This is a genomic window from Pseudomonas sp. HB05, assembly GCF_016756915.1.
GTDB classification, from domain to species: domain Bacteria; phylum Pseudomonadota; class Gammaproteobacteria; order Pseudomonadales; family Pseudomonadaceae; genus Aquipseudomonas; species Aquipseudomonas alvandae.
The window spans coordinates 83,385-110,247 of record NZ_JAESPG010000023.1; the positions used below are offsets into that span (position 1 = coordinate 83,385).

Consider the following 26,863-nt stretch of genomic DNA (forward strand, 5'->3'; position numbering starts at 1 on the left):
CCTTTGTTTGAACATTCCTCGGCCAGCGAGAAGGTGTTGATGCCGCTGCCGTAAGGCATTGCGCGCAGCCCCGAAGCGACGGTGCGCGCGATCGTTTCACTCATGCCCGGGAAAGCGTCCCCGGGAGGGAGGTTCGCCTTCAGCACTCTGGCCAAGCATAGCGCCCAGCTAGAATCATTCGACAAATTGTTGCCAAGTATCTTTTACAGCAGGTCTTTTATCAACAACTCAGCCACCTGCACCGCATTGAGTGCCGCGCCCTTGCGCACGTTATCTGACGTCAGCCACATATTTAGTTCCGCCGGATCGTCGATACCGCCGCGCACGCGACCGATGTAGACCACATCCTGCCCTACCGCATCGCCTACCGGGGTCGGGTAATCCCCCGCCTCCACCAGTTCGATACCAGGCGCCGCCTCCAGGGCCGCGTTGACCTTAGCCAAGTCAACAGGACCGGCAGACTCTACGGTCACGCTAAAGCTATCGCCAAAAAACACCGGGGCTTGAATGCAAGTGACGGAAATCTTTAACAAAGGTTGCTCCAGCACTTGGCGCAACTCACTCACCAGGCGTCTTTCAAGCTGGGTATGGCCCTGCTCATCGGGAGTGCCCACCTGGGCCAACAGATTGAATGCCATCTGCCGATCGAAGAATTTCGGCTCGAGCGGACGAGCATTGAGCAACTCGGCGGTCTGGCGCGCCAGCTCGCTCACAGCTACACGGCCCTGGGCGGACACGGCGAGGCTGGCGGTCAGGCTCACGCGCTGTATATCCAGGCATTGGCGCAGCGGTGCCAAGGCAACGGCCAGGACCGTGGCCGAGGGGCTGGGGCTGCTGACCTGAAACGGTTTGGACAGGTTGGCCAGCACCTGCGGGTTGGCCTCCGGCACGATCTGCGGCGCCTGGTCGGCTGGCAGCGCACCGGACAGGTCGATCAGCGCGCAACCGGCGGCGGTGGCTCGCGGGGCGAAGCTCAGGGTCACTGCCGGCCCCGCCGCGAAAAACACCAGTTGGACTTTGCTGAAATCGAACTCATCGACCTCGCGCACCCGCACGTTTTTGCCACGGAACATCACCGAGCTGCCCGCCGATTCGCTGCTGGCCAGCAGGTGCAGGTTGCCTATGGGGAAGTCGCGTTCTTCGAGAATCTGGACGAGGGTTTCGCCGACAGTACCGGTGGCGCCGATCACGGCAATATCAAAGGACTGGCTCATGGGTCTACCTCAGGTAAAACGTGGGGAGCGGCACTTTACCGGGTGGTGGGTGGGCAGGCAATTGGCAAGGGATTTGCGGAGCCTGGGCTGGCCCCATCGCGAGCAAGCTCGCTCCCACAAGTCTTGCGGCCACTGAAGATCCCATGTGGGAGCGAGCTTGCTCGCGATGAGGCCGCCTCTGACACCACATGCCTCAAGCGGCTCTTCCAATAAAAAACCCGCACCTCTCACAAGGCGCGGGTTCTTTCACAGCAGCAACCGATCAACGTTCAAGCAGGATCCGCAGCATGCGGCGCAGCGGTTCAGCCGCGCCCCACAGCAGTTGGTCGCCGACGGTGAAGGCACCGACGAACTGCGAGCCCATGTTCAGCTTGCGCAAGCGGCCCACCGGTACGTTCAGGGTGCCGTTGACCTTGGTCGGGCTCAGCTCCTGCATGCTGGTCTCACGGTTGTTCGGCACCAGCTTGACCCAAGGGTTGTGCTGGCTGATCAAGCCTTCGATGTCGGCGATCGGCACGTCTTTGTTCAGCTTGATGGTCAGCGCCTGGCTGTGGCAACGCATGGCGCCGATGCGCACGCAGATGCCGTCCACCGGGATCGGGCTCTTGAAGCGACCGAGGATCTTGTTGGTCTCGGCCTGGGCCTTCCACTCTTCGCGACTCTGGCCGTTCGGCAGTTCCTTGTCGATCCACGGAATCAGGCTGCCGGCCAGCGGCACGCCGAAATTCTCGGTCGGGTAGGCATCGCTGCGCATCGCTTCGGCGACCTTGCGGTCGATGTCCAGGATGGCACTGGCCGGGTTCGCCAGTTCATCGGCCACGGCGCCGTGGGTCACGCCCATTTGCTTGATCAGCTCACGCATGTGCTGCGCGCCACCGCCGGAAGCCGCCTGGTAGGTCATCGCGCTCATCCACTCCACCAGACCAGCCTCGAACAGACCGCCCAGGCCCATCAGCATCAGGCTGACGGTGCAGTTGCCGCCGATGTAGTTCTTGGTGCCCGCATCCAGCTGCTGGTCGATGACCTTGCGGTTCACCGGGTCGAGGATGATCACCGCGTCGTCCTGCATGCGCAGGCTGGAAGCGGCGTCGATCCAGTAACCCTGCCAGCCGGCTTCACGCAGCTTGGGGAACACTTCGCTGGTGTAGTCGCCGCCCTGGCAGGTCAGGATCACGTCGAGGGTCTTGAGCTCTTCGATGCTGTAGGCATCCTTGAGCACACCGGTGTCCTTGCCCACGGACGGGCCTTGGCCACCAACGTTGGAGGTGGTGAAAAACACCGGCTCAATGAGATCGAAATCCTGCTCTTCCAGCATTCGCTGCATGAGCACGGAACCGACCATGCCGCGCCAACCGATCAGACCTACACGTTTCATCGCAACTACACCTTTACAAAAGTGGGCCACCGTCGAAGCGGTGGGCCCGAAAGATTACAGATTCCGCAGCGCGGCGACTACTGCATCGCCCATTTGCTGCGTACCGACTTTGGTACAACCTTGCGACCAGATATCACCGGTGCGCAAGCCTTGGTCCAGGACCACGCTGACGGCTTTTTCGATCGCGTCGGCGGCATCGTTCAAGTTGAAGCTGTAGCGCAGCATCATCGACACCGACAGGATGGTCGCCAATGGGTTGGCAATGCCCTGCCCGGCGATGTCCGGTGCCGAACCGTGGCACGGCTCGTACATGCCCTTGTTGTTAGCGTCCAGGGAAGCAGACGGCAGCATGCCGATGGAGCCGGTGAGCATTGACGCTTCGTCGGACAGGATGTCGCCGAACATATTGTCGGTGACGATCACGTCGAACTGCTTCGGCGCGCGGACCAGTTGCATCGCGGCGTTGTCGACGTACATGTGGCTCAGCTCGATGTCCGGGTAATCCTTGGCCACTTGCTCGACCACTTCACGCCACAGTTGGCTGGAAGCCAGGACGTTGGCCTTGTCCACCGAGCACAGCTTCTTGCCCCGCACGCGGGCCATGTCGAAGCCGACCCGGGCGATACGGCGGATTTCGCTTTCGCTGTACGGCAGGGTGTCGTAGGCCTGGCGCTCGCCGTTTTCCAGCTCGCGGGTGCCGCGCGGGGCGCCGAAGTAGATACCGCCGGTCAGCTCACGGACGATGAGGATGTCCAGGCCCGAGACGATTTCCGGCTTCAGGCTCGAGGCGTCGGCCAGTTGCGGGTAAAGGATCGCCGGACGCAGGTTGCCGAACAGGCCCAGTTGCGCACGAATCTTCAGCAGGCCGCGCTCAGGGCGGATGTCGCGTTCGATCTTGTCCCATTTCGGGCCGCCCACGGCGCCCAGCAGCACGGCATCGGCGGCACGGGCCCGGTCGAGGGTTTCATCGGCCAGCGGCACGCCGTGCTTGTCGATGGCCGCGCCACCGATCACGTCGTGGCTGAGCTCGAAGCCCAAGCCGTACTTGCCGTTCGCCAGTTCCAGGACCTTGACCGCCTCGGCCATGATTTCCGGGCCGATGCCATCACCTGGGAGAATCAGAATCTGCTTGCTCATGCTTTCCTCGTTTGTTCGTTTTTCGGCACCACCCGCTGGGGCTGGCCGGGAAAAATCCTATCGCTCGGCCCACAGCACCAGCACATCTGTACTGAACGAACCATCGGCCTCAATCTGAAAATATTCACGCACTTCGTCGCCCATCGAACGCTGCAGCTCGAGGATCGCAGCACGCATTACCTCGGGGGTGCGCATGCGCTCGACCCAGGACTGGTATTCCAGGCGCAGGCGCTGGCGCGAAGTACTGCGAGTGTGCAGCCCCGCTTCGCTGACCTGGCGCAACCATTCATCAGCCGAATAATCACGCACATGGCTGGTGTCGCGCAGCACTTCGATGCTCTGCAAGTAGGTGTCCAGCAACGGCGTGCCCGGCGACAGGATGTCGATGAACGCCATCACCCCGCCCGGCTTGAGCACCCGGCGCACTTCTCGCAACGCCAGGCCGAGATCGCTCCAATGATGCGCCGAATAACGGCTGAACACGAAGTCGAACTCGCCGTCGGCGAACGGCAACCGCTCGGCGGCGCCGCGAACCGTGCTGATATTGCCCAGGCCGCGCTCGGCAGCCGCTGCCGTCACCACGTCGAGCATCTGCTGCGACAGGTCGTAGGCCACTACTTCACCGGCCAATGGCGCCACGTGGAAACTCACATGGCCGGCGCCACAGCCCAGGTCCAGCACACCGGCATCGCCACGACCGGCCAGCGCAGCCTGTAGCAGCGCGAACTCAGCGCCCTGGGCGTGCACGGCACTGCTCAGGTAGGCCGAGGCCTGTTCACCGAATTGCTTTTGGACGACTTGGCTGTGGGCGGTGCTGGTCATGGGGATTTCCTTTTTAGGTCTAGCTTTGTATTGCCAGTGCCGCCGTCTTCGCGAGCAAGCCCGCTCCCACAAGGGGTTTTGTGAACGCCGCTAATCCAGTGTGGGAGCGGGCTTGCTCGCGAAGAGGCCAGCACTGACTGCATCAATTTCCGGTCAATCAAGCATCGCGAAACAACCAAGGCTGGCTCGCCCGATGCTTGGCTTCGAACGCGGCAATCGCCTCGCCGTCCTGCAAAGTCAGGCCGATGTCATCCAGGCCGTTGAGCAGGCAATGCTTGCGGAACGCATCGATCTCGAAACCCAGCACCTTGCCGTCGGGACGGGTCACGGTCTGGGCCGCCAGGTCGATCTGCAATTGATAGCCAGGGTTGGCCTCGACCTGCTGGAACAGCTCATCCACTTCGGCGTCACTGAGGATGATCGGCAGCAAGCCGTTCTTGAAGCTGTTGTTGAAGAAGATGTCGGCGTAGCTCGGCGCGATGATGCTGCGGAAACCGTACTCTTCCAGGGCCCATGGCGCGTGCTCGCGGCTCGAACCGCAGCCGAAGTTCTCCCGGGCCAGCAACACACTGGCGCCCTGGTAACGCTCGGCGTTGAGGACGAAATCCTTGTTCAGCGGACGCTTGGAGTTGTCCTGGTACGGCTGGCCGACGTCCAGGTAGCGCCACTCGTCGAACAGGTTCGGGCCGAAACCGGTGCGCTTGATGGATTTCAAGAACTGCTTGGGAATGATCTGGTCGGTGTCGACGTTGGCACGATCCAAAGGCGCGACAAGACCGGTGTGCTGGGTAAAAGCTTTCATGCTGCGCTCCTTCAGATCAATTCGCGGACGTCGACGAAACGGCCGTTGACAGCCGCCGCGGCGGCCATCGCCGGGCTCACCAGGTGCGTACGGCCACCGGCGCCTTGACGGCCTTCGAAGTTACGGTTGGAGGTGGAAGCGCAATGCTCGCCCGACTCCAAACGGTCCGGGTTCATGGCCAGGCACATCGAGCACCCCGGCTCACGCCATTCGAAACCGGCTTCGAGGAAAATCTTGTCCAGCCCTTCCGCTTCGGCCTGGGCCTTCACCAGGCCAGAGCCTGGGACCACGATCGCCTGCTTGATGGTCGAGGCGACCTTGCGGCCCTTGGCGATCACGGCAGCGGCGCGCAGGTCTTCGATCCGCGAGTTGGTGCAGGAACCGATGAACACGCGATCGAGCTGAATGTCGGTGATCGCCTGGTTGGCGCTCAAGCCCATGTACTTCAAGGCGCGGACAATGGAATCGCGCTTGACCAAGTCCATTTCCTTGGCCGGATCCGGTACGTTCTGGTCCACCGCCAACACCATTTCCGGCGAAGTGCCCCAACTGACTTGCGGCTTGATCTGCGTCGCGTCGAGCTCGACCACGGTGTCGAACTTCGCATCGGCGTCGGACACCAGGTCTTTCCAGGCTTCGACCGCCATGTCCCATTCCGCGCCCTTTGGCGAGAACGGACGGCCCTTGACGTATTCCACGGTTTTTTCATCGGCGGCCACCAGGCCGACGCGGGCCCCGGCCTCGATGGACATGTTGCAGATGGTCATGCGGCCTTCGACGGACAAGTCGCGGATCGCGCTGCCAGCGAATTCGATGGCATGGCCGTTACCGCCAGCGGTGCCGATCTTGCCGATTACGGCCAGGACAATGTCCTTGGCGGTCACGCCGAACGGCAACTTGCCCTCGACGCGCACCAGCATGTTCTTCATTTTCTTGGCGACCAGGCACTGGGTGGCGAGCACATGCTCGACCTCGGACGTGCCGATACCGTGGGCCAAGGCGCCGAATGCACCGTGGGTCGAGGTGTGCGAGTCGCCGCAGACCACGGTCATGCCCGGCAAGGTCGCGCCCTGCTCCGGGCCGATGACGTGGACGATGCCTTGGCGCACGTCGTTCATCTTGAATTCGACGATGCCGTATTCGTCACAGTTGTCGTCGAGGGTCTGGACTTGCAGGCGCGAGACCTGGTCGGCAATCGCCTCGATGCCGCCCTTGCGCTCCGGCGTGGTCGGTACGTTGTGGTCCGGGGTCGCGATGTTGGCATCGATGCGCCACGGCTTGCGCCCGGCCAGGCGCAGGCCTTCGAAGGCTTGCGGCGAGGTCACTTCGTGGATGATGTGACGGTCGATGTAGATCAGCGCCGAGCCATCGTCGCGCTGCTTGACCAAATGCGAATCCCAGAGCTTGTCGTAGAGCGTTTTGCCGGCCATCAGACGGTTTCCTCATCAGCTTGTTTCTATGCCCTGGGCCTTGAACAGGTCAATGACCCCTTGGCTTGTGAGGCTGATGTTATGAGGCTACATTAAATAACTCAAATTCATATTTTTCATACTTTGCATAACCAACAGGAATTCGACTGAAACGGCCATGGACCTCGCCAACCTCAACGCCTTTATTGCCATCGCCGAAACGGGCAGCTTCTCCGGTGCCGGCGAACGCCTGCACCTGACCCAACCCGCCATCAGCAAGCGGATTGCCGGGCTGGAACAGCAGCTCAACGTGCGCCTGTTCGATCGACTGGGCCGCGAAGTCGGCCTGACCGAAGCCGGTCGGGCCCTGCTGCCGCGGGCCTACCAGATCCTCAACGTACTCGACGACACTCGCCGCGCCCTGACCAACCTGACCGGTGAAGTCACCGGGCGCCTGACCCTCGCCACCAGCCACCACATCGGCCTGCACCGCTTGCCGCCTTTATTGAGGGAGTTCACCCGACGCTACCCACAGGTGGCCCTGGATATTCAGTTCCTGGATTCGGAAGTGGCCTACGAAGAAATCCTCCATGGCCGGGCAGAACTGGCCGTCATCACCCTCGCCCCCGAACCCCACGCGCTGGTACGCGCCGCGCCGGTGTGGGACGACCCGCTGGATTTCGTCGTGGCCCCGGAGCATGCGCTGCTGGAAAACGGCGCGGTGAGCCTGGCGGACATTGCCTTGCACCCAGCAGTCTTCCCGGGCGGCAATACCTTCACCCATCACATCGTGCGGCGATTGTTCGAAGCCCAGGGCCTGACGCCGAACATCGCCATGAGCACGAATTATCTGGAAACCATAAAGATGATGGTCTCCATCGGCCTGGCCTGGAGCGTTTTGCCGCGCACCATGCTCGATGAGCAGGTGGCGCGCATTCCTTTGCCGGGCATACAGCTCAGTCGCCAGCTAGGCTATATCCTGCACACCGAACGGACGCTGTCGAACGCCGCGCGGGCCTTCATGGCTCTATTGGACGCACAAATCGATCTGCCAGGGACAAGGGCATAAGTTGTGCTACTCCTATAGGGCCACTACGCCTGCGCATAACGCCCATCTGCCCAAGGCCCGCTAGAGAATGCCCAAACCCGCAGACCATCTCCCGCCCCTGCCGCGTATCCAGGCGCTGGACCCGAAACGGTCCGAGCAAAGCTGGGACAGCGCGCCACAGTTGCTGGCCGCCCTGAACGGAGCGCGGCTGGGGGCTTGGTCGTGGGACATCGATACCGGGCAGATCAGTTGGTCGCGGGGCACCCAGGCACTGTTCGGCTTCGATCCGCGCCAGCCGTTGCCCGCAGACGTGGATTACCTCGACCTGCTGCTGCCTGAGGACCGGTCCAGGGCCGTGCGCGCGTTCCACGCGGCGGTGGCCGGCGCACCGCTTGAACAGGCGATGCACCACCGCATCGTCTGGCCCGACGGCAGCCTGCACTGGCTGGAAATCAGCGGCAGCGTGCTACCCGACAAACACGGTCGGCCGCGCATGATCGGGGTCATTCGGGAAATCACCCACCAGCGCGAACGGGAACAAGCGCTGCGCAGCTCGGAAAAGCGCTTCGCCACGCTCTTTCACCTGTGCCCGAACATGGTCCTGCTCACCCGTCAGGAGGACGGGCTGATCAGCGAAGCCAACCAGTATTTCGAAAGCCTGTTCGGCTGGCCGGTGCATGACGTGATCGGCCGCACCACCCTGGAACTGGGCTTGTGGGTAGACCCCAGCCAACGGGCGAAACTGGTGGAAGCGACCAAGGCCAAGGGCGAACTGATCAGCATGGAGGTGGAGTTCCGCGCCAGTAACGGCCAGATCCACAATGGCATTCTCAGCGCCCAGAAGGTCGAGCTCGAAGGCCAGCCTTACTTGCTGAGCACGTTCCTCGACACCACCGAGCGCAAACTCGCTGAACAGGCTCTCAAGGACAGCCAGGAGCGCCTCGACCTGGCCCTCGACTCGGCACAACTGGGGACTTGGGACTGGCACATTCCCAGCGGCATGCTCTACGGCTCGGCCCGGGCAGCGCAGCTTCATGGCCTGGAGCCCAAGGCATTCCATGAATCGTTCGATGCGTTTTTCGAAGGTGTACCTACCGAAGAGCGCAATAACATGCGCAACGCCTACCGCAGCTTGCGCGAAGGCCCGGCGGGCAACTATCAACTGACCTACCGCGTACAACTGCCGGACGGCAGCTCGCGCTACCTGGAAAGCCGTGCCCGCCTCTACCGCAACGACGACGGCAGCCCCCTGCGCATGGCCGGCACCTTGCTCGACATCACCGACCAGGTGGAGCGCGAACAGAGCCTGGCGGCCTCGGAAGAAAAATTCGCGACACTGTTCCAGGTCAGCCCCGACCCGATCTGCGTCACCCACCAGGACGACGGCCGGTTTATCGAAATCAACTCCAGCTTCACCCAGACCTTCGGCTGGGCCGCCAGCGACGTGCTCGGTCGCAGTGCCGACGAGATTGGCCTGTGGGACGCTTCGGGCAGCAGCCTGCAACGCATCGAGCGGGTGATTCGCGAACAATCGCTGAGCAATGTCGCCGTGGTGGTCTATCACAAGAATGGCCAGCCGCTGACGTGCGTCATTTCCAGCCGCCAGATCAACGTCGGCAACCAGCCTTGCATCGTCACGACCCTGCGGGACATCACCCAGCAGCAACGCTCCGAAGCGGCGCTCAAGGCCAGCGAGGAAAAGTTCGCCAAGGCGTTCCACTCCAGCCCGGACGCCATCACCATTACCGAATTCGAAAGCGGCCGATACCTGGAAGTCAACGACGGCTTCTGTCGCCTCACCGGTTATCGCGCCGATGAAGTGATTGGTCGTACGGTCTACGAAGTTGGCATCTGGGCCGAGGAGAAACAGCGCGCGGCCCTGTTGGCGGAATTGCAGCTCAAGGGCCGTGTCCTTCACCAGGAAATGCTCGGGCGCAACAAGCGCGGGGAAGCGCTCACGGTGGAGGTGTCGGTCGAGCCGATCACGCTCAACGAGAAGGCTTGCCTGCTGCTGACCGCCCGGGACGTGAGCCTGCTGCGCAACGCCGAGGCCCAGATCCGCCACCTGGCCTACCACGATTCCTTGACCAACCTGCCCAACCGGGCGCTGTTGATGGACCGACTGAGCCAGCAGATCGCCTTGCTCAAGCGCCACAATCTGCGCGGGGCATTGCTGTTCCTCGACCTGGACCACTTCAAGCACATCAACGACTCCCTTGGCCATCCGGTAGGCGACACGGTGCTGAAGATCATTACCGCTCGCCTCGAAGCCAGCGTGCGCCTCGAAGACACCGTGGCACGGTTGGGCGGCGACGAGTTCGTGGTGTTGCTCAGCGGCCTGGAAGGTACGCGCGGCGTGGTCAGCCAACAGGTGCAGAACCTCGCCGACACACTGCGCGAACTGCTTTCCGAGCCGATGTTCCTCGACGGCCAACGGCTGCAAGTCACGCCAAGCATCGGCATGGCACTGATTCCGGACCATGGCTCGACGCCCACCGACCTGCTCAAGCGCGCCGACATCGCCCTGTACCGCGCCAAGGATTCGGGACGCAACACCTCGCAGATGTTTCACACCACGATGCAAAAAGCAGCCAGCGAGCGCTTGCGCATGGAAACCGACCTGCGCCAGGCCTTGGCCCGCAACGAGTTCAGCGTGCATTTCCAGCCCCAGGTCGACGCCCGGGACAACCGCATCATCGGAGCCGAGGCGTTGGTGCGCTGGCATCACCCGGACCTGGGCGCACAATCGCCCAACGAGTTCATCAAGGTCCTGGAGGACAGTGGGCTGATTCTCGAGGTCGGTACCTGGATCCTCGATGAAGCCTGCGATGGCTTCAGGCAACTGATCGCCAAGGGCAAGATCGATCCGCAGCAATTCAGCCTGTGCGTGAACATCAGCCCACGGCAATTTCGCCAGAGCGATTTCGTCGAACGCATCGAAAACAGCCTCGCCCACCACGGCCTGCCGTGTGGCATGTTGAAGCTGGAAATTACCGAGGGCATCGTGATCCAGAACCTGGACGACACCATTGCCAAGATGCGCCGGCTCAAAAAGCTTGGAGTGAGCTTCGCCATGGATGACTTTGGCACCGGTTATTCGTCGCTGACGTACCTCAAGCGCCTACCGGTCGACACGTTGAAAATCGACCAGTCATTCGTGCGGGACGCCACCAGCGACCCGAACGACGCCGAAATCATCCGCGCCATCGTCGCCATGGCCCGCAGCCTCAACCTGGTGATGATTGCCGAAGGCGTGGAGACCTTGGAGCAACTGCAGTTCCTGCAAGGGCTCGATTGTCATTTGTACCAGGGTTATCTGCACAGCCGGCCGTTGCCGCTGGAGGCGTTTGAGCGGTTGTTGCCGTGACATGGAAACGCGGCGGGGAACCCTTGTGGCGAGGGGATTTATCCCCGTTGGGCTGCGAAGCAGCCCTAAAGCCGTCGCCTCGGTGTGCCAGGATAAACAGCGTCGTCTGTTCTTTTTTGGGGCCGCTTCGCAGCCCAGCGGGGATAAATCCCCTCGCCACAATTAATCTTCCACCGATCTCAAAAATGAAAAAGGGCGCCATTTCGGCGCCCTTCTTCAATTGGCGTTGGATCAATTCTCCAGCGCGGGTTTCTGCTGCGCACCGTTGATAGGGATGCGCTTGGCTTTCGCCTCTTCCGGTACCACGCGCAACAGGTCGATGCTCAACAGACCGTTGCTCAGGCCGGCGGATTTGATCTCGATATGATCCGCCAACCGGAAGGACAGCTTGAACGCACGCTGGGCGATGCCCTGGTGCAGGAAGGTCACGCTGTCGTTGCTGGCCTCGCGCTTGCCGCCACTGATGGTCAGCACACCTTTCTCCACTTGCAGGTCCAGGTCTTCTTCCCGGAACCCGGCGGCGGCGACTACGATGCGGTATTCGTCATCGCCATGTTTTTCCACATTGTAGGGTGGATAGCTGCTGCCCGGCTCGTTGCGCAGTGCGGTTTCGAACAGGTCGTTGAAACGGTCGAAGCCCACCGAGGAACGGAACAGAGGGGCCAGCGAAAATGCAGTACTCATGATTCAAATCTCCTGAAAGTTCAGCAAGTTTTTTTGTCTCCGCGACCCGAATTCGGCATCGCGTACCCCTTATCTAGGGTCTGCCAAAAACTTTTCAAGAGCCTTTTTTTGAAATTTTTTCAGGCCGCTTGGGTGCGCTGCACACCCAATAAATGGCCCACCGCGTCCAGGTCGGTTTCCCGGCGCACGGCACTGAACAGCTCAACCGCCTCAGGGTAGTTGCGGGTCAGCATGGCCAGCCATTGTTTCAAGCGACCCGGCGCCTGGCATGGCGTCAGTTGCTCGACCACTTGCAACCAGAAATCCTGGAGCATCGGTTGCAGGTCGGCCCAGGTCATCTCGATGATCTCCTCACCGGCCCGGGCAGCGGCGATCTGCCGGGCCAGGTCGGGACGGGACACCAGGCCACGGCCGAGCATGATGTCCTCGACACCGCTGATTTCGCGGCACCGGCGCCAGTCTTCGACGCTCCAGATATCGCCATTGGCGAACACCGGCACCTTGACCACGTCCTGGACGCGGGGAATCCACTCCCAGTGGGCCGGTGGCTTGTAGCCGTCAACCTTGGTCCGCGCATGCACGACGATATGCGCCGCGCCACCTTCAGCCAGCGCCGTGGCGCAGACCAGCGCGCCGTCCGGGCTGTCGAAGCCGAGGCGCATCTTCGCTGTAACCGGAATGTGCTTGGGCACGGCGCGCCGTACGTGCTCGACAATTTCGTTGAGCAGCTCAGGCTCTTTGAGCAACACCGCCCCGCCCCGGGATTTGTTCACGGTCTTGGCGGGGCAGCCGAAATTCAAGTCGATCACCTCGGAACCCAGCTCGCAGGCCAGCGCCGCGTTCTCCGCCAGGCACACCGGGTCGGAGCCCAGCAATTGCACCCGCAGCGGCACGCCCGCGGCAGTCCGGGCACCGGTCAGCAGTTCAGGGCCGAGCTTGTGGAAATAAGCCGGCGTGAGCAGACGGTCGTTGACGCGGATGAACTCGGTGACGCACCAGTCGATACCGCCAACACGGGTCAGGACGTCCCGCAGGATGTTGTCGACCAACCCCTCCATGGGCGCCAGGGCAATTTGCATGGAAACACACACTCGAACGAAAAAACGTGCGGCAGTTTAGCGGATTTTGCCCCCGACATCGGAATTCACCACCAAACCCTGTGGGAGCGGGCTTGTTCGCGATGGCGGAATGTCAGTTTGCGGGGAGGTTGGCTGTGCCGACGCCTTCGCGAGCAAGCTCGCTCCCACAGGGTACTTGAGCGTTCAAAAATCCAACATTCACCACAAATCCCTGTGGGAGCGGGCTTGCTCGCGATGGCGGCGGGTCAGTTTGCGAGGATGTTGGATGTACCGCCGCTATCGCGAGCAAGCTCGCTCCCACAGGGATTTAGCGCTACGCCATACCCTTCGATGAATTCCGCCGGCATGCGCTTGGGCCGGCCAGTGGACAGTTCAATGCAGACGAACGTGGTCTGGGCCCGCAGCAACGTGGTGTTGTCGCTGGGACGGACCAGTTGGAAATGCCGGGTCATTTTCAGCCGCTGGTCCCAGTCGACGATCCAGGTCGCCAACTGCAATTCGTCGCCCTCATAGGCCGCCGCCAGGTAATCGATTTCATGCCGCACCACTGCCATGGCCCGATCCAGCCGGCGGTACTCCACCAGGTCCAGGCCCAGGCGCTGGGAATGGCGCCAGGCGCAACGCTCCAGCCAGGTGACGTACACCGCATTGTTGGCGTGGCCCAGCCCGTCGATGTCTTCGGCATTCACCTGAAGGTCAATGATGAACGGCGTTGCTCGATCCCAGCCCATGCCCGTCTCCTGTCAAATGTGGATCGGGGCAGTGTAACGGAAGCTCAAGCCGATTGCCGCGCTTGCAGGCTGCGTCCGGCCAACAGTGATAACACGCCATCAATGACACGGGGATCGGCCAGGACTCGCTGATGGCCGCCCTGGGGTAACCGCAGCAAGCGACTGTCGAACCAGGCCTCATGGATCAGCTGCGATTCCTTCACCGAAACCGACGTATCGTCCTCGGCGTGGACGATCAAGCCCGGAATATCCAACTGGTATTGCGCGACGTCCATCTTCGAAGCCTGCATGCCCACGTCTTGCTCCACCTGGCGAATAAAGGCCGAGCGCGCCCGGGGTGGCATTCCCATCATCCGGGCAAAGCCACGCAGCACGCCAAGGATCCGCGCCGGCGCGGCGATGCTCACCAGCGTCTCGGTGCGCAAGCCCAACTGAACTGCCAGCATGGCACTGGCGCCTCCCATGGAATGGCCGATGACCGCTTGCAATGGCGGCAATTCCGCCGCGGCCTCAAGCATTGCCCGGGCAAACAACAGGACGTTGGCCTCATGACCGGGCGAGCGGCCATGGGCCGGCCCATCCAGCGCCACTACCGTATAGCCGGCATCGACGAGCGCGTTGATCAAGGCCGCGAACTGCGTTGGCCGCCCTTCCCAGCCGTGCATCAGCAGGACGGCCGGGCCTTTTCCCCAACGCAAGGCGGACAGGCCGAAGCGCAAGGTGATGCGCTCCGACGAAGCCAGCAATGGCAGCTCCCAATCTCGCGGTGGCAGGTTGCGGGGACTCATGAACACCTTACGCATTTTCTTCGCCACCAGGCGCGGAGCTATCCGGCCAAGGGTGCCATTGACGCCACGAATCCAGCTCAACCTGTCCATGCTCATCTCCAGGGCTTGCGCCTCAGCTCAGCGCACCGCCGACTTGGCGGCGCGCAGCAAACGATCCGATAACTCGCCCGGGCCCAACGCCCGTGCCAGGGCCAGGCCGCCAACCATCAAGGCAATGTCGGCCAGCGCTTTGTCAGCGTCTTCAGGGCTGGCCGCCAACTGCGCGACCATCAACTCGATATGTTCGTTAAGCACCTCGCGAAACGCATCCGGCAGCCGCCCGAGTTCACCGACCGACGCCGGGATCGGGCACGCCTGCTCGGTGGAGTCACGGTGCTTGCGCGACAGGTAGAACGCTGCGACCAAGGCGCGCCGCTCCTCGCCCGTCAGTTCCGAATCCATGTCGGCGATCAAGCCACGGCGACGATTCAGCAATTGCTTGAACGCCTCCAGCATCAACGCGTCCTTGCTTTCGAAATGGGCATAGAAACCGCCCACCGTCAGCCCGGCCGCGCCCATCACCTCGCCCACGCTCGGCTCGGCCGGCCCGCGCTGGATCAGTGCATCACTGGCGGCCTTGAGAATGCGCTCACGGGTTTGTGCTTTTTTATCGCTCATCGTTGCCTCCGAATATTACGATTGAAATATTATTCCCATAATAAATTTCCGCAAGCGAAATATTGACCGCTGGTCAGAAGTATTTTTCGAGGATAAGGAAATTGGCTGAACGCCAGACAAACAAAAGGGCCATTCAATAATTGAATGACCCTTATAAAATCCCGCAGAGCGGGTAATCGTGGCGTCCCCTAGGGGACTCGAACCCCTGTTACCGCCGTGAAAGGGCGGTGTCCTAGGCCACTAGACGAAGGGGACACAAACCTTCTGAACATGATCAGCGCTGAGGACTGATCGCTTCAAGGCCGGTGTGGCCAGACCTTGAAGTGTAAATTGGTGGAGCTAGACGGGATCGAACCGTCGACCTCTTGCATGCCATGCAAGCGCTCTCCCAGCTGAGCTATAGCCCCGGATTTTTCGCCTCGCGGCGGAGCGACATCTTGTAACATCGCTTCTGTAAAACTGGCGTCCCCTAGGGGACTCGAACCCCTGTTACCGCCGTGAAAGGGCGGTGTCCTAGGCCACTAGACGAAGGGGACGCAAACCCTTCTATACAACTGATCAACGCTGAGTGTTGATCGCTTCAAGGTCGGTGTGGCCAGGCCTTGAAGTGTAAATTGGTGGAGCTAGACGGGATCGAACCGTCGACCTCTTGCATGCCATGCAAGCGCTCTCCCAGCTGAGCTATAGCCCCTCATCGCTGAGGACGGGGCGAATCTTAAGGGCGTATCGGAGGGCTGTCAAATTTATTTTCAAAGAATTTGAAAATTTTTTGCCGGGATAACAATCACTTACCGACAAACCCCGGAAAACCGGGGCATGCCCTGCTCCATCGACCGCTTAAGCAATCGCGCCCAGCAGTTTTTCCCACTCCTTGTTTTCCTTCTTCGACACGCCACCGAGCAGATCGATGGCCTGGCGCAGGCGGAAACGGGTCAGGTCCGGCCCGAGGATTTCCATCGCATCGAGCACCGACACCGAGCTCGCCTGGCCGGTAATGGCGGCAAACATCAGCGGCATGGCGTCGCGCAATTTCAGCTCCAGGGATTCGACCACGGCCTGGATGGTCGCGGTGATGCTGTCCTTCTCCCACCGGCGCAGGCTTTCGAGCTTCCACAGGATCAGTTGCATCAACTGCCGTACCTGGTCGCCCGAAAGCTTCTTGGATTCGAACAGCTTCGCATCAGGCGTCACGCCGCCGGCAAAGAAGAACCCGGCCAACGGGGCGATCTGGCTGAACGTCTCGACCCTGCCCTGCACGTGCGGCGCGATCTTCATCATGTATTCGGGGTTGAATGCCCACTTCTGCACGCGAGCGGCGAATTCTTCAACCGGCAAGTCGCGCAGCCACTGGCCGTTGAGCCAAGATAGCTTCTCGACGTCGAAGATCGGCCCGCCCAGGGAAACGCGGGATAGGTCGAAGTGCTCGACCATTTCCTGCAGGGAGAACTTCTCGCGCTCGTCCGGCATCGACCAGCCCATGCGCCCCAGGTAGTTGAGCATCGCCTCGGGCATGAAGCCCATGCGCTCGTAGAACGTCACCGAAGTCGGGTTCTTGCGCTTGGAGAGCTTGCTCTTGTCCGGGTTACGCAGCAGCGGCATGTAGCACAGTTGCGGTTGTTCCCAGCCGAAGTATTCGTAGAGCAGGATCAGTTTCGGCGCCGACGGCAGCCATTCTTCACCACGCAGGACGTGGGTGATGCCCATCAAGTGGTCGTCGACCACGTTGGCCAGGAAGTACGTCGGCAGGCCGTCGGTCTTCATCAGCACTTGCATGTCCATGCGATCCCACGGGATCTCGACATCGCCACGCAGCATGTCCGGCACCACGCAGACGCCTTCGGTCGGCACCTTCATGCGGATCACGTGGGGCTCGCCAGCGGCCAGGCGACGGGCGACTTCTTCCTTGGACAGCAGCAGCGCGCGGCCGTCGTAGCGCGGGGTTTCGCCCCGGGCGATCTGCTCGGCGCGCATCTGGTCGAGCTCCTCGGCGGTGCAGAAGCAAGGGAATGCGTGCCCCATGTCCACCAGTTGCTGGCAGTACTGCTTGTAGATCTCGCCACGTTCGCTCTGGCGATACGGGCCGTGCGGACCGCCAACGTCCGGGCCTTCGCTCCAGTCGATGCCGAGCCAGCGCAGGGCGTCGAAAATCTGCTGTTCCGACTCGCGGGTCGAACGCAACTGGTCGGTGTCCTCGATCCGCAGGATGAACTCACCACCGTGCTGCTTGGCAAAGCAATAGTTGAACAAGGCGATGTAAGCGGTGCCGACATGGGGATCGCCAGTAGGCGAAGGCGCGATGCGGGTACGGACGGTGGTCATGGCATGTCTCGGAAAGAAGATAAAAGCAAAGATCAAACAGGGGGCGAATGGTAACAGGCGATGGTGGGCGGGCTCCAGTGAGAGCGGGATTTGTGTGGCATCTCTCAGACCGAGTCGCCTCCTTCGCGAGCAAGCCCGCTCCCACAGGAGATCGCATGCAGCCTGGACGACTCGGTCAACTGTGGGAGCGGGCTTGCTCGCGAAGAGGCCGTCGAAGCCACCGCAAATTCAGACAGCCAGCAACCGCTCCCGCAACTTGCCAATCTCATCGCGCAATTGCGCCGCGGCTTCGAACTCCAGGTCCCGAGCCAGTTGATACATCTTCTCTTCCAACTGCCGGATTCGCTTGGTGATCTCACTCGGCGAGCGCAGTTCGGCCTCGTAGCGGGCGCTCTCTTCGGCGGCCTTGGCCATGCCCTTGCGCTTCTTGCTGCGCGAGCCGGGCACGGTGGCGCCTTCCATGATGTCGGCGACGTCCTTGAACACGCCCTTGGGGGTGATGCCATTGGCCAGGTTGAAGGCGATCTGCTTGTCGCGGCGGCGCTCGGTCTCGCCGATGGCCCGCTCCATGGAACCGGTCATGCGGTCGGCATACAGAATCGCGCGGCCATTGAGGTTACGCGCCGCGCGGCCGATGGTCTGGATCAACGAGCGCTCTGAACGCAGGAAACCTTCCTTGTCTGCGTCGAGAATCGCCACCAGCGACACTTCCGGCATGTCCAGGCCTTCACGCAGCAGGTTGATGCCCACCAGTACGTCGAAGGTGCCCAGGCGCAGGTCGCGGATGATCTCGACCCGTTCCACGGTGTCGATGTCCGAGTGCAGGTAACGCACCCGCACGCCATGGTCGGCCAGGTAGTCGGTGAGGTCTTCGGCCATGCGCTTGGTCAGCGTGGTGACCAGCACCCGTTCCTCCAGCGCCACGCGCTTGGTGATTTCCGACAACAGGTCGTCGACCTGGGTCAGCGCCGGACGCACCTCGACTTGCGGGTCGACCAGGCCGGTCGGCCGTACCACCTGCTCGACCACCCGCCCGGCATGCTCGGCTTCGTAGTTGCCAGGGGTGGCCGAGACAAAAATCGTCTGCGGGCTGACGCTTTCCCATTCGTCGAAGCGCATCGGCCGGTTGTCCAGTGCCGAAGGCAGGCGGAAACCGTATTCCACCAGGGTTTCCTTGCGCGAACGGTCGCCTTTGTACATGGCGCCGACCTGAGGCACGCTGACGTGGGATTCGTCGATCACCAGCAAGGCGTCAGGCGGCAGGTAGTCATACAAGGTCGGCGGCGGCGCACCCGCCGGACGGCCCGACAGGTAGCGCGAGTAGTTCTCGATGCCGTTGCAGTAGCCCAGTTCCAGGATCATCTCCAGGTCGAACCGGGTCCGCTGCTCCAGACGCTGGGCTTCCACCAACTTGTTGTTCGAACGCAGATACTCCAGGCGCTCCTGCAACTCGACCTTGATCCCCTCGATGGCGTCCAGCAGGGTTTCCCGGGGCGTCACGTAGTGGCTCTTGGGGTAGAAGGTGAAGCGTGGCAACTTGCGGATCACTTCGCCGGTCAGCGGATCGAAGGCCGAGATGCTCTCGACTTCATCGTCGAACAGCTCGATGCGGATCGCTTCCAGGTCCGATTCCGCCGGGTAGATGTCGATCACATCGCCGCGCACCCGGAACGTCGCCCGGGCGAAATCCATGTCGTTGCGGGTGTACTGCAAGTCCGCCAGGCGCCGGAGCAAGGCGCGCTGGTCGAGTTTGTCGCCGCGGTCCACGTGCAGCACCATTTTCAGGTAAGTTTCCGGGCTGCCCAAGCCGTAGATGCACGACACCGTGGTGACGATGATCGCGTCCTTGCGTTCGAGCAGTGCCTTGGTCGCTGACAGCCGCATCTGTTCGATGTGGTCGTTGATCGAGGCGTCTTTCTCGATGAAGGTGTCCGACGACGGCACATACGCTTCGGGCTGGTAGTAGTCGTAGTAGGAAACGAAGTATTCCACGGCGTTGTTCGGGAAAAACGCCTTGAACTCGCCGTACAACTGCGCCGCCAGGGTCTTGTTCGGCGCCAGCACCAAAGTCGGTCGCTGCACCTGGGCGATCACGTTGGCGATGCTGAAGGTCTTGCCCGAGCCGGTTACACCGAGCAATGTCTGGTGCGCCAACCCGGCCTCGATGCCTTCGACCATCAGGCGGATGGCTTCTGGCTGGTCGCCGGCGGGCTGGAAGCGAGTGACGAGCTGGAATTCAGACATGACATGACCCCTGGGTTCATTCCTGTCGGCCAGGCGACGGGAACAAGAAAGACCGAAACGACTGACGCCGCCCGAGGAAAAAGTTGGAATTCACACAATGTGGAGGTGAATGCCTTCGCTTTCAAGACGAACGTCCTACACGCCTTGCAGACTTTGACGCTGCGAAGGGACTAACGGTCGAAAAAAATCGAAAATACTTACGGTAAACGCCGATTAGCCTGTCGCCCTGCCCGGTGATGGCCTCTATACTAGCTCCCCGTTTGTGCACCGCTCTAGTGCATCCGGCTGGAGCGCGACACGTCCCCTCACTCTCCATTCAGAGCCGCGCACTAATGAGCCTGTTTTCCGCTGTCGAATTGGCACCACGCGACCCCATCCTGGGCCTCAACGAAGCTTTCAACGCCGACCCCCGTACCAATAAGGTCAACCTGGGCGTGGGTGTTTACTGCAACGAAGAAGGGCGCATTCCATTGCTGCGCGCCGTGGTCGAAGCCGAGACGATTCGCGTGGCCCAGCACGTTTCCCGTGGCTACCTGCCGATCGACGGCATCGCCGCCTACGACCAGGCGGTCCAGACCCTGCTGTTCGGCAAGGACTCCGCGCTGATCGCCTCCGGTCGCGTCATCACCACCCAGGCCGTGGGCGGCACCGGCGCATTGAAGATCGGCGCCGACTTCCTCAAGCAGCTGCTGCCTGACGCAGTCGTGGCCATCAGCGACCCGAGCTGGGAAAACCACCGCGCCCTGTTCGAAACCGCCGGCTTCCCGGTGCAGAACTATCGCTACTACGACGCCGCCACCCACGACGTGAACCGCAGCGGCCTGCTGGAAGACCTCAACGCCCTGCCCGACCGTTCGATCGTTGTGCTGCACGCCTGCTGCCACAACCCGACCGGCGTGGACCTGAGCCCGGAAGACTGGAAAAACGTGCTGGCCGTGGTCAAGGCCAAGAACCACGTTCCGTTCCTGGACATGGCCTACCAGGGCTTCGGCAAAGGCATCGATGAAGACGCCGCAGCCGTGCGCCTGTTCGCCGAGTCGGGCCTGACCTTCTTTGCCTCCAGCTCGTTCTCCAAGTCGTTCTCGCTCTACGGCGAGCGCGTCGGCGCCCTGTCGATCGTCAGCGAGTCGAAAGAAGAAAGTGCCCGCGTGCTGTCCCAGGTCAAGCGCGTGATCCGCACCAACTATTCCAACCCGCCGACCCACGGCGCCAGCATCGTCGCCGCCGTGCTCAACAGCCCGGAGCTGCGGGCCCAGTGGGAAGAAGAACTGGCCGAAATGCGCCTGCGCATCCGTGGCATGCGCGACCAGATGGTGGACATGCTGGCCAAGGCCGCACCGCACCACGACTTCAGCTTCGTCGCACGCCAGAGCGGGATGTTCTCCTACTCCGGCCTGACCGTTGAACAAGTGACGCGCCTGCGCAACGAGTTCGGCATCTATGCCCTGGACACCGGCCGCATCTGCGTGGCCGCGCTGAACCAGAACAACATCGAAGCGGTGACCAAGGCCATCGTCCAGGTGATCTGACACTCGACGGGTTGAAAAATGGGAGGCCCTTGGCCTCCCGTTTTTTTGGGCCAACCTTGTGGCGAGGGTTAGTGTTCCGGCCGGAGCTGTGTGAAGCGGTAACATTTGCTACCTGAACGCCTCAGCCACGAAAATCCCGCCCAATCATCAACCCAAGCTTGACTTCTCTTTTCCAATCAGTAACATACGCGTCATTCCGCGATAGCTCAGTTGGTAGAGCAAGTGACTGTTAATCACTGGGTCCCTGGTTCGAGTCCAGGTCGTGGAGCCAGACAGCAATAATCAAAGCCCCTGAATCGAAAGATCCAGGGGCTTTTTTGTGGGCGCTTTTCCAGCCTCCAAGGCCCGCTGATGGCCGTGGACCGCCTGTCCAAGGTCGCTACCAGAACAATAATCTGGCGCCAATGCGGCATCATGGTCTGAATCCTGCTTTGTTTTTCCAACTCCCCAAGCTGTCACCTGAGCGTCATGGCGGTGCCGCACACTGTCCCGGTCCGCCATTGCAGCTTCATAACAACAAGGACGAAGCCATGCCAACACAAAACCCTCACCGCATCGTCGGACTGTGCACCTCGAGCAAGGTGTACAACGCACTGACCGAGCTCAAGCACCTGGAAGGCCACCGCAGCGCCAAGTTCCTTTCCCTGCTCGCGGAAAACCTGGTCCGCAAGGGCCTGCTCAACGAGCAGGAAGTGGTGCACATGCTCGATCTGGTGGTCGATTGAGCGACATCGATTCCAACTATCGAGCCTGTTGATTTTTCCTCATCCCGCAGGACACGTAAGGTAACCCCATCGATTGATGGAGGTTCCCATGCCGAAGGTTCAAATCATGTCTGTTGTTGGCAGCGCCGTCCCCGCCCCGCTCAGGGAGCGCGGCCTGTTGGCTTGCTGGTATCTGGTGCAGGACGGCGTGACCGTCAGCGGCCCGCTGACTTCCCTGCCCGCCGCCCAAGCCATGTCGCAGCGTATCGGCCCTTACTTGCTGCGCGCCTAGGGCAATTGCACCCGAGGCGTGTTCTCGACGAACAACGCCCAGCAGGACATGAACAGCGCCGCGATCAACGGGCCGATGACGAAGCCGTTCAGGCCGAACACCGCCAACCCGCCCAGCGTCGAGACCAGCACCATGTAATCGGGCATCTTGGTGTCCTTGCCCACCAGGATCGGACGCAGGAAGTTGTCCACCAGGCCGATCACGAAGACGCCGAACAGCACCAGCACCACGCCCTGCCAGATCGAGCCGGAAAGCAGGAAATACACAGCCACCGGCGCCCAGACGATACCCGCGCCCACGGCCGGCAACAGTGACAGGAACGCCATCAGCACCGCCCAAGGCAACACCGTCGGAATGCCCAACACCCAGAAAATCAAGCCCCCCAGCGCACCTTGGGTGATCGCGACGAGCAGGTTGCCCTTCACGGTCGCCCGCACCACCCGGTTGAATTTCAGTTGCAGGCGGCGCTTCTGGTGCTCGGCCAAAGGCACGGCCGAGCGCACCTTGCGCACCAGCTCCGGACCGTCGCGCAGGAAGAAGAACAGCAAATAAAGCATCACGAAAAAGCTCACCAGGAACTGGAACGTGCCCTGGCCGAAACTGAATGCCTGGGTGGCGAAGAACTCGCTGCCCTGCATCGCGCTCTTGACGATCTTGTCCCGCAGCCCGCTCAGGTTGCCCAAGCCGAAACGATCCAGCAGGTGCTGGAAGTACGGCGGCAGCGCGTCCTTGAAGCGAGCCAGGTAATCGGCAACATCCAGCTCGCCGCTTTCCAGGCTCTTGTACAGCGCAGCACCTTCCTGGACCAGCAAGGTACTGATGACAATCACCGGCAAGATCGCAATCAGCGTGCAGATGGCCAGGGTCAACAGCGTGGTGAGGTTGCGCGGCCAGTTGAGCTTGAATTGCAGGCGACGCTGCAGCGGCGCGAAGACGATACCCAGGATGACCGCCCAGAACACCGCCCCATAGAACGGCAGCAGGATCCAGACGAAGGCGATGCTGACCAGGATCAGCAGCACCATCTGCGACTTGTTTTGAAGGTTCTTTCGGTTCATTTGCTTTCCATGTCCTTGGCAGATACACGTTAGTCCGCCAGGACTCGCCGGAGTGCCGTCGCGTCTGCAGCGCATCCTTGATCCAGATCAATACCGCCTGGCCGGTCGTGGCCTACCCTCGGCGCCTTTTGCGATCCGACGCCACCATGCCCCTCGTAGCCCCCGAACTGCTCGCCCCCGCTGGCACCCTGAAAAACATGCGCTATGCCTTTGCCTACGGTGCCGACGCGGTATATGCCGGCCAACCGCGCTACAGCTTGCGGGTGCGCAACAATGAATTCGACCACGCCAACCTGGCCGTCGGCATCGACGAGGCCCACGCGCAGGGCAAACGTTTCTACGTGGTGGTGAACATCGCCCCGCACAACGCCAAGTTGCGCACGTTCCTCAAGGATCTTGAACCGGTGATCGCCATGGGGCCGGACGCTTTGATCATGTCCGACCCTGGACTGATCATGCTGGTCCGCCGACATTTCCCGCACATGCCGATCCACCTGTCGGTACAGGCCAATACGGTGAACTGGGCGAGTGTCGAGTTCTGGCAACAACAGGGCCTGAGCCGGATCATCCTGTCCCGGGAGTTGTCGCTGGAGGAAATCGCCGAGATTCGCCAGCAGGTGCCGGCCATGGAACTGGAGGTGTTCGTCCACGGCGCGTTGTGCATGGCCTATTCCGGACGCTGCCTGCTGTCCGGCTATCTGAACAAGCGCGATGCCAACCAGGGCAGTTGCACCAACGCCTGTCGCTGGAAATATTCAGCGCAACCGGCGATGGAAAACGCCGTGGGGGATATCGTCCAGGTGTATCAGCCGGAACCGACCCTGGGCCTCGGCGCGCCGACCGACCAAGTGTTTTTGCTGCAAGAGGCCAATCGCCCGGACGAATCCATGCCCGCCTTCGAAGACGAGCATGGCACCTACATCATGAACGCCAAGGACCTGCGAGCCGTGCACCATGTGGAAAAACTGACCCACATGGGCGTGCATTCATTGAAGATCGAGGGCCGGACCAAGTCGCACTTCTATTGCGCGCGCACCACCCAGGTCTATCGCCGCGCCATCGATGACGCCATGGCTGGCCGGGAATTCGACCGCAGCCTCATGGCCGACCTGGAATCCCTCGCCCAGCGCGGCTACACCGAAGGCTTCTTGCGCCGGCATGTGCATGACGAATACCAGAACTACCAGAACGGCAGCTCGGTATCGGAGCGCCAGCAGTTCGTCGGGGAGCTGACCGGCGCCCGGCGCGAGCGCTTGGCCGAGGTCCGGGTAAAGAACCGCTTCGGCCTGGGGGATCACATGGAGCTGATGACACCCAAGGGCAATTTCCACTTCGACCTGCACCAGTTGCAGAACATCAAGGGCCAAGGCATCGACGTCGCGCCGGGGGACGGGCATGTGGTGTATGTGCCGATTCCGGATGCGGTGGATTTGCGGTTCGGGTTGTTGATGCGGGATGTGCGGGAGCCATAGCACTGGCACTGATCCGATAATGCAGGCGCAACCAAACAACTGTGGGAGCGAGCTTGCTCGCGATGGCGGTGGGTCAGTCAAATGAATGCTGGCTGATCCGCCGCCATCGCGAGCAAGCTCGCTCCCACAAGGTTTTGTTGTGTTTGCGTCTGTCGAACCCGGCAGAAACTGCCGAAGGCTGCGATCCTCCGCTCTCGATAAGGCCTGGCGGGCCAGGCGAAAAACGTCTGGATCGAAAGCGAAAGATCGCAGCCTTCGGCAGCTCCTGTTGCCCCGGGATCAGATCCGGAACTGCCCCACCAACTTGCCCAGGCGCTGGCCCAGGTCGGCCAGGCTCCGGGAAGTCTGGGCGCCGAGCTGGGTTTCGTCGGCGACGCTGTCCACGGCCACGGCAATCTGGTGCACGCTGCGGTTGATTTCCTCGGCCACGGCGGTTTGTTCCTCGGCGGCGCTGGCAATCTGGGCGTTCATCGAGTTGATGGTGCCGATCAACTGCGCCATGGTATCCAGCGACGCGCCAGCCTCGTTGGCCCGTTCCGAAGTACCATCGCCAGCCTCGCTGGAACGGCGCATGGCCTCCACCGCCGCATGGGTGCCCGACTGCAGGCGGTCGATCATCCCCTGGATTTCCTGGGTACTCTGCTGGGTCCGGCTGGCCAGGGCGCGAACTTCATCCGCCACCACCGCAAAACCACGCCCCGCCTCACCGGCACGCGCAGCCTCGATAGCAGCGTTGAGGGCCAGCAGGTTGGTCTGCTCGGCAATCGAACGAATCACCCCAAGCACGCTGACAATCGAAGCCACGTCCTGTTGCAGGCTGTCCAGGGACACCCCGCTGCTGCGGATATCGTTCACTAGTGCATGAATCTGCTGGATGCTGCCGGCCACCACCCGCTTGGCGGACTGGCCTTCTTCATCGGTCTGCTGGGCCGCGACGGCAGCACCCTGGGCACTGCGAGCGACTTCCTGGGCTGCGGACGACATCTCGTTGATCGCCGTGGCGACCTGATCGGTCTCGTGGCGCTGGCGCTCCATCGCCTGTTCGGAGCGCTGTGCCTGCTCGGACACCTGTGTTACCAGGCCGGTCAGTTGCGAGGTCATGTCGGTGATCTGCCGCACCAGGCCATGGATCTTGTCGACAAAACGGTTGAACGAACCGGCCAGTTGGCCCAGCTCATCCTGACTGGTGATCGCCAGGCGCCGGGTCAGGTCGCCCTCGCCCGCCGCGATGTCGTCGAGGTTGTCTTTCATCAGGTGCAGCGGCCGCAGGATGGTGTTGGCGAGCAGCAGGCCCACCACCGCGATCACCAGCAACACCACGGCGGCAATCCCGACGATGCTCAGGATCACGCCTTGCACGCGGTCGTGGACCTTGGCTTCCACCAGTGCGACCTGGGCTTCGATGCCGTCCAGGTTGACCGAGCTGCCGACCGCCATGTCCCATTTGGACAGGTATTCGGTATAGCCGAGCTTGGGCACCAGGTCCTTGCTGCCGGGCAGCGGCGAGCTGTATTCCAGGTAATGCGTACCGTCCTTGGCGACTTTCACCAGGTCGCGGTTGACGTAGACACCGTTCGGGTCGCGGTTGTCCTTGAAACTCTTGCCCACGCCATCGGGGCTGTTGGCCTTGAACAGGCGAATGGTCTCGGAGTCGTAGCCGAAGAAGTAACCATCCTTGCCATAACTGACGTTGGACAGCAGCTTGATCGCCTGGGCGCGTGCCTCGTTGTCGCCAGGCGCGGCGGCATCGTAGAGCGGCTTGATCGCGGTAAGGCCCACCGCCACGTAGTTCTGCAACGTGGCCTTGGCTTCGCTGAGCAGACGCTCGCGAGTTTGCTGGACTTCGTTGCTGGCTTGCTCCTTCAAGATGAATGCCGTGGTCAAGCTGATGATCACCGCAGACAGCAAAACCGGCAGTATTGCCAGGGACAGGACTTTAGCCTTCAGGCTCAGGCGCATGCTGTTCACTCTTGTAGATGTTATGGCGTGGTTAGCTGGGTTAACGGCAGCGCACGGCAAAACTGTAGGACAAGGTGAACGGTTGGCGGGAGTCATTGAATTCAAGGGCCCCATCGCGAGCAAGCTCGCTCCCACAGGGGGATGATGCGAACACAACATGTGTGAGCACCACC

Annotated in this window: 21 protein-coding genes, 5 tRNA genes and 1 pseudogene; 7 read left to right on the forward strand and 20 right to left on the reverse strand. The window is 61.7% G+C overall.

Features of this window, described 5'->3' with window-relative positions:
• Nucleotides 1-203 precede the first annotated feature (203 nt).
• The 6 genes from JMN22_RS20130 to leuC form a co-directional block, all read right to left on the reverse strand.
• Nucleotides 204-1,214: an aspartate-semialdehyde dehydrogenase gene (locus JMN22_RS20130; protein ID WP_198795935.1), complete on the reverse strand. Its 1,011-nt coding sequence runs from the start codon at nucleotides 1,212-1,214 to the stop codon at nucleotides 204-206.
• 262 nt (nucleotides 1,215-1,476) lie between these two features.
• Entirely contained in the window at nucleotides 1,477-2,589 is a 1,113-nt protein-coding gene (gene asd, locus JMN22_RS20135) for an aspartate-semialdehyde dehydrogenase (RefSeq protein ID WP_030142030.1), read from the reverse strand.
• A gap of 54 nt (nucleotides 2,590-2,643) precedes the next feature.
• Nucleotides 2,644-3,726, reverse strand: a complete 1,083-nt coding sequence (gene leuB, locus JMN22_RS20140) for a 3-isopropylmalate dehydrogenase (RefSeq protein WP_198795934.1) — start codon at nucleotides 3,724-3,726, stop codon at nucleotides 2,644-2,646.
• Nucleotides 3,727-3,783: 57 nt separating this feature from the next.
• Nucleotides 3,784-4,548: a class I SAM-dependent methyltransferase gene (locus tag JMN22_RS20145; RefSeq protein WP_198795933.1), complete on the reverse strand. Its 765-nt coding sequence runs from the start codon at nucleotides 4,546-4,548 to the stop codon at nucleotides 3,784-3,786.
• Between the two features lie 157 nt (nucleotides 4,549-4,705).
• Nucleotides 4,706-5,350 (reverse strand): 3-isopropylmalate dehydratase small subunit, encoded by a 645-nt coding sequence (gene leuD / locus JMN22_RS20150; protein WP_030142033.1) that lies wholly within the window; start codon nucleotides 5,348-5,350, stop codon nucleotides 4,706-4,708.
• Between the two features lie 11 nt (nucleotides 5,351-5,361).
• Nucleotides 5,362-6,780 (reverse strand): 3-isopropylmalate dehydratase large subunit, encoded by a 1,419-nt coding sequence (gene leuC, locus JMN22_RS20155; RefSeq protein ID WP_003203866.1) that lies wholly within the window; start codon nucleotides 6,778-6,780, stop codon nucleotides 5,362-5,364.
• Nucleotides 6,781-6,937: 157 nt separating this feature from the next.
• Between leuC and JMN22_RS20160 the strand changes: the two genes are divergently transcribed.
• Both JMN22_RS20160 and JMN22_RS20165 read left to right on the forward strand, forming a co-directional pair.
• Nucleotides 6,938-7,828 (forward strand): LysR family transcriptional regulator, encoded by an 891-nt coding sequence (locus JMN22_RS20160; protein WP_030142034.1) that lies wholly within the window; start codon nucleotides 6,938-6,940, stop codon nucleotides 7,826-7,828.
• 67 nt (nucleotides 7,829-7,895) lie between these two features.
• The gene (locus JMN22_RS20165) at nucleotides 7,896-11,174 is read left to right on the forward strand and encodes an EAL domain-containing protein (RefSeq protein ID WP_198795932.1); all 3,279 of its coding nucleotides are present in this window, start codon (nucleotides 7,896-7,898) and stop codon (nucleotides 11,172-11,174) included.
• Between the two features lie 231 nt (nucleotides 11,175-11,405).
• On the opposite strand, the gene JMN22_RS20170 is transcribed toward JMN22_RS20165, so the two are convergent.
• From JMN22_RS20170 to uvrB, 11 genes are all read right to left on the reverse strand, one after another.
• Nucleotides 11,406-11,858 carry an Hsp20 family protein gene (locus JMN22_RS20170; RefSeq protein ID WP_030142036.1) on the reverse strand — a complete coding sequence of 151 codons (453 nt, stop codon included), beginning with the start codon at nucleotides 11,856-11,858 and terminating at the stop codon, nucleotides 11,406-11,408.
• Nucleotides 11,859-11,977: 119 nt separating this feature from the next.
• On the reverse strand, nucleotides 11,978-12,937 hold the full coding sequence (locus tag JMN22_RS20175; RefSeq protein ID WP_198795931.1) for a tRNA dihydrouridine synthase: 960 nt from the start codon (nucleotides 12,935-12,937) through the stop codon (nucleotides 11,978-11,980).
• 245 nt (nucleotides 12,938-13,182) lie between these two features.
• Nucleotides 13,183-13,668, reverse strand: a complete 486-nt coding sequence (locus JMN22_RS20180) for an acyl-CoA thioesterase (protein WP_198795930.1) — start codon at nucleotides 13,666-13,668, stop codon at nucleotides 13,183-13,185.
• 44 nt (nucleotides 13,669-13,712) lie between these two features.
• Nucleotides 13,713-14,546 carry an alpha/beta fold hydrolase gene (locus JMN22_RS20185; protein ID WP_030142038.1) on the reverse strand — a complete coding sequence of 278 codons (834 nt, stop codon included), beginning with the start codon at nucleotides 14,544-14,546 and terminating at the stop codon, nucleotides 13,713-13,715.
• Between the two features lie 27 nt (nucleotides 14,547-14,573).
• On the reverse strand, nucleotides 14,574-15,113 hold the full coding sequence (locus JMN22_RS20190) for a TetR/AcrR family transcriptional regulator (RefSeq protein WP_030142039.1): 540 nt from the start codon (nucleotides 15,111-15,113) through the stop codon (nucleotides 14,574-14,576).
• Between the two features lie 179 nt (nucleotides 15,114-15,292).
• Nucleotides 15,293-15,368: transfer RNA gene (locus JMN22_RS20195), tRNA-Glu, on the reverse strand.
• 76 nt (nucleotides 15,369-15,444) lie between these two features.
• A tRNA-Ala gene (locus JMN22_RS20200) sits at nucleotides 15,445-15,520 on the reverse strand.
• A 53-nt stretch (nucleotides 15,521-15,573) separates the two neighbouring features.
• A tRNA-Glu gene (locus tag JMN22_RS20205) sits at nucleotides 15,574-15,649 on the reverse strand.
• A 79-nt stretch (nucleotides 15,650-15,728) separates the two neighbouring features.
• Nucleotides 15,729-15,804 (reverse strand) — tRNA-Ala (locus JMN22_RS20210).
• Between the two features lie 146 nt (nucleotides 15,805-15,950).
• The gene (gene gltX / locus JMN22_RS20215; protein ID WP_198795929.1) at nucleotides 15,951-17,432 is read right to left on the reverse strand and encodes a glutamate--tRNA ligase; all 1,482 of its coding nucleotides are present in this window, start codon (nucleotides 17,430-17,432) and stop codon (nucleotides 15,951-15,953) included.
• 228 nt (nucleotides 17,433-17,660) lie between these two features.
• Nucleotides 17,661-19,676, reverse strand: a complete 2,016-nt coding sequence (gene uvrB / locus JMN22_RS20220; RefSeq protein ID WP_030142041.1) for an excinuclease ABC subunit UvrB — start codon at nucleotides 19,674-19,676, stop codon at nucleotides 17,661-17,663.
• Nucleotides 19,677-20,008: 332 nt separating this feature from the next.
• Between uvrB and JMN22_RS20225 the strand changes: the two genes are divergently transcribed.
• From JMN22_RS20225 to JMN22_RS20240, 4 genes are all read left to right on the forward strand, one after another.
• Nucleotides 20,009-21,205, forward strand: coding sequence for an amino acid aminotransferase (locus JMN22_RS20225; protein WP_030142042.1), 1,197 nt, complete (start codon nucleotides 20,009-20,011; stop codon nucleotides 21,203-21,205).
• Nucleotides 21,206-21,400: 195 nt separating this feature from the next.
• Nucleotides 21,401-21,476: transfer RNA gene (locus JMN22_RS20230), tRNA-Asn, on the forward strand.
• Between the two features lie 259 nt (nucleotides 21,477-21,735).
• Entirely contained in the window at nucleotides 21,736-21,930 is a 195-nt protein-coding gene (locus JMN22_RS20235) for a hypothetical protein (protein ID WP_003179723.1), read from the forward strand.
• A gap of 88 nt (nucleotides 21,931-22,018) precedes the next feature.
• Nucleotides 22,019-22,201: a hypothetical protein gene (locus JMN22_RS20240; RefSeq protein WP_030142043.1), complete on the forward strand. Its 183-nt coding sequence runs from the start codon at nucleotides 22,019-22,021 to the stop codon at nucleotides 22,199-22,201.
• Here JMN22_RS20240 and JMN22_RS20245 read toward each other — a convergent pair.
• Nucleotides 22,198-23,259, reverse strand: coding sequence for an AI-2E family transporter (locus JMN22_RS20245; RefSeq protein WP_030142044.1), 1,062 nt, complete (start codon nucleotides 23,257-23,259; stop codon nucleotides 22,198-22,200). The genes JMN22_RS20240 and JMN22_RS20245 overlap by 4 nt on opposite strands.
• 146 nt (nucleotides 23,260-23,405) lie before the next feature.
• On the opposite strand from JMN22_RS20245, the gene trhP reads away from it, so the two are divergent.
• Entirely contained in the window at nucleotides 23,406-24,731 is a 1,326-nt protein-coding gene (trhP, locus tag JMN22_RS20250) for a prephenate-dependent tRNA uridine(34) hydroxylase TrhP (protein ID WP_198795928.1), read from the forward strand.
• A gap of 279 nt (nucleotides 24,732-25,010) precedes the next feature.
• Here trhP and JMN22_RS26910 read toward each other — a convergent pair whose 3' ends face one another.
• Nucleotides 25,011-25,832 carry a methyl-accepting chemotaxis protein gene (locus JMN22_RS26910; protein WP_371914218.1) on the reverse strand — a complete coding sequence of 274 codons (822 nt, stop codon included), beginning with the start codon at nucleotides 25,830-25,832 and terminating at the stop codon, nucleotides 25,011-25,013.
• A gap of 36 nt (nucleotides 25,833-25,868) precedes the next feature.
• A pseudogene (locus JMN22_RS26915) lies at nucleotides 25,869-26,849 on the reverse strand (cache domain-containing protein); the annotation flags it as partial.
• Nucleotides 26,850-26,863 lie beyond the last annotated feature (14 nt).

Excerpts from the sequence above, each read along its gene's own strand:
- JMN22_RS20130 (WP_198795935.1), bottom strand. The coding sequence starts at position 1,214 with ATGAGCCAGTCCTTTGATATTGCCGTGATCGGCGCCACCGGTACTGTC.
- asd (WP_030142030.1), bottom strand. The coding sequence starts at position 2,589 with ATGAAACGTGTAGGTCTGATCGGTTGGCGCGGCATGGTCGGTTCCGTG.
- leuB (WP_198795934.1), bottom strand. The coding sequence starts at position 3,726 with ATGAGCAAGCAGATTCTGATTCTCCCAGGTGATGGCATCGGCCCGGAA.
- JMN22_RS20145 (WP_198795933.1), bottom strand. The coding sequence starts at position 4,548 with ATGACCAGCACCGCCCACAGCCAAGTCGTCCAAAAGCAATTCGGTGAA.
- leuD (WP_030142033.1), bottom strand. The coding sequence starts at position 5,350 with ATGAAAGCTTTTACCCAGCACACCGGTCTTGTCGCGCCTTTGGATCGT.
- leuC (WP_003203866.1), bottom strand. The coding sequence starts at position 6,780 with ATGGCCGGCAAAACGCTCTACGACAAGCTCTGGGATTCGCATTTGGTC.
- JMN22_RS20160 (WP_030142034.1), top strand. The coding sequence starts at position 6,938 with ATGGACCTCGCCAACCTCAACGCCTTTATTGCCATCGCCGAAACGGGC.
- JMN22_RS20165 (WP_198795932.1), top strand. The coding sequence starts at position 7,896 with ATGCCCAAACCCGCAGACCATCTCCCGCCCCTGCCGCGTATCCAGGCG.
- JMN22_RS20170 (WP_030142036.1), bottom strand. The coding sequence starts at position 11,858 with ATGAGTACTGCATTTTCGCTGGCCCCTCTGTTCCGTTCCTCGGTGGGC.
- JMN22_RS20175 (WP_198795931.1), bottom strand. The coding sequence starts at position 12,937 with ATGCAAATTGCCCTGGCGCCCATGGAGGGGTTGGTCGACAACATCCTG.
- JMN22_RS20180 (WP_198795930.1), bottom strand. The coding sequence starts at position 13,668 with ATGGGCTGGGATCGAGCAACGCCGTTCATCATTGACCTTCAGGTGAAT.
- JMN22_RS20185 (WP_030142038.1), bottom strand. The coding sequence starts at position 14,546 with ATGGACAGGTTGAGCTGGATTCGTGGCGTCAATGGCACCCTTGGCCGG.
- JMN22_RS20190 (WP_030142039.1), bottom strand. The coding sequence starts at position 15,113 with ATGAGCGATAAAAAAGCACAAACCCGTGAGCGCATTCTCAAGGCCGCC.
- gltX (WP_198795929.1), bottom strand. The coding sequence starts at position 17,432 with ATGACCACCGTCCGTACCCGCATCGCGCCTTCGCCTACTGGCGATCCC.
- uvrB (WP_030142041.1), bottom strand. The coding sequence starts at position 19,676 with ATGTCTGAATTCCAGCTCGTCACTCGCTTCCAGCCCGCCGGCGACCAG.
- JMN22_RS20225 (WP_030142042.1), top strand. The coding sequence starts at position 20,009 with ATGAGCCTGTTTTCCGCTGTCGAATTGGCACCACGCGACCCCATCCTG.
- JMN22_RS20235 (WP_003179723.1), top strand. The coding sequence starts at position 21,736 with ATGCCAACACAAAACCCTCACCGCATCGTCGGACTGTGCACCTCGAGC.
- JMN22_RS20240 (WP_030142043.1), top strand. The coding sequence starts at position 22,019 with ATGCCGAAGGTTCAAATCATGTCTGTTGTTGGCAGCGCCGTCCCCGCC.
- JMN22_RS20245 (WP_030142044.1), bottom strand. The coding sequence starts at position 23,259 with ATGAACCGAAAGAACCTTCAAAACAAGTCGCAGATGGTGCTGCTGATC.
- trhP (WP_198795928.1), top strand. The coding sequence starts at position 23,406 with ATGCCCCTCGTAGCCCCCGAACTGCTCGCCCCCGCTGGCACCCTGAAA.
- JMN22_RS26910 (WP_371914218.1), bottom strand. The coding sequence starts at position 25,832 with ATGACCTCGCAACTGACCGGCCTGGTAACACAGGTGTCCGAGCAGGCA.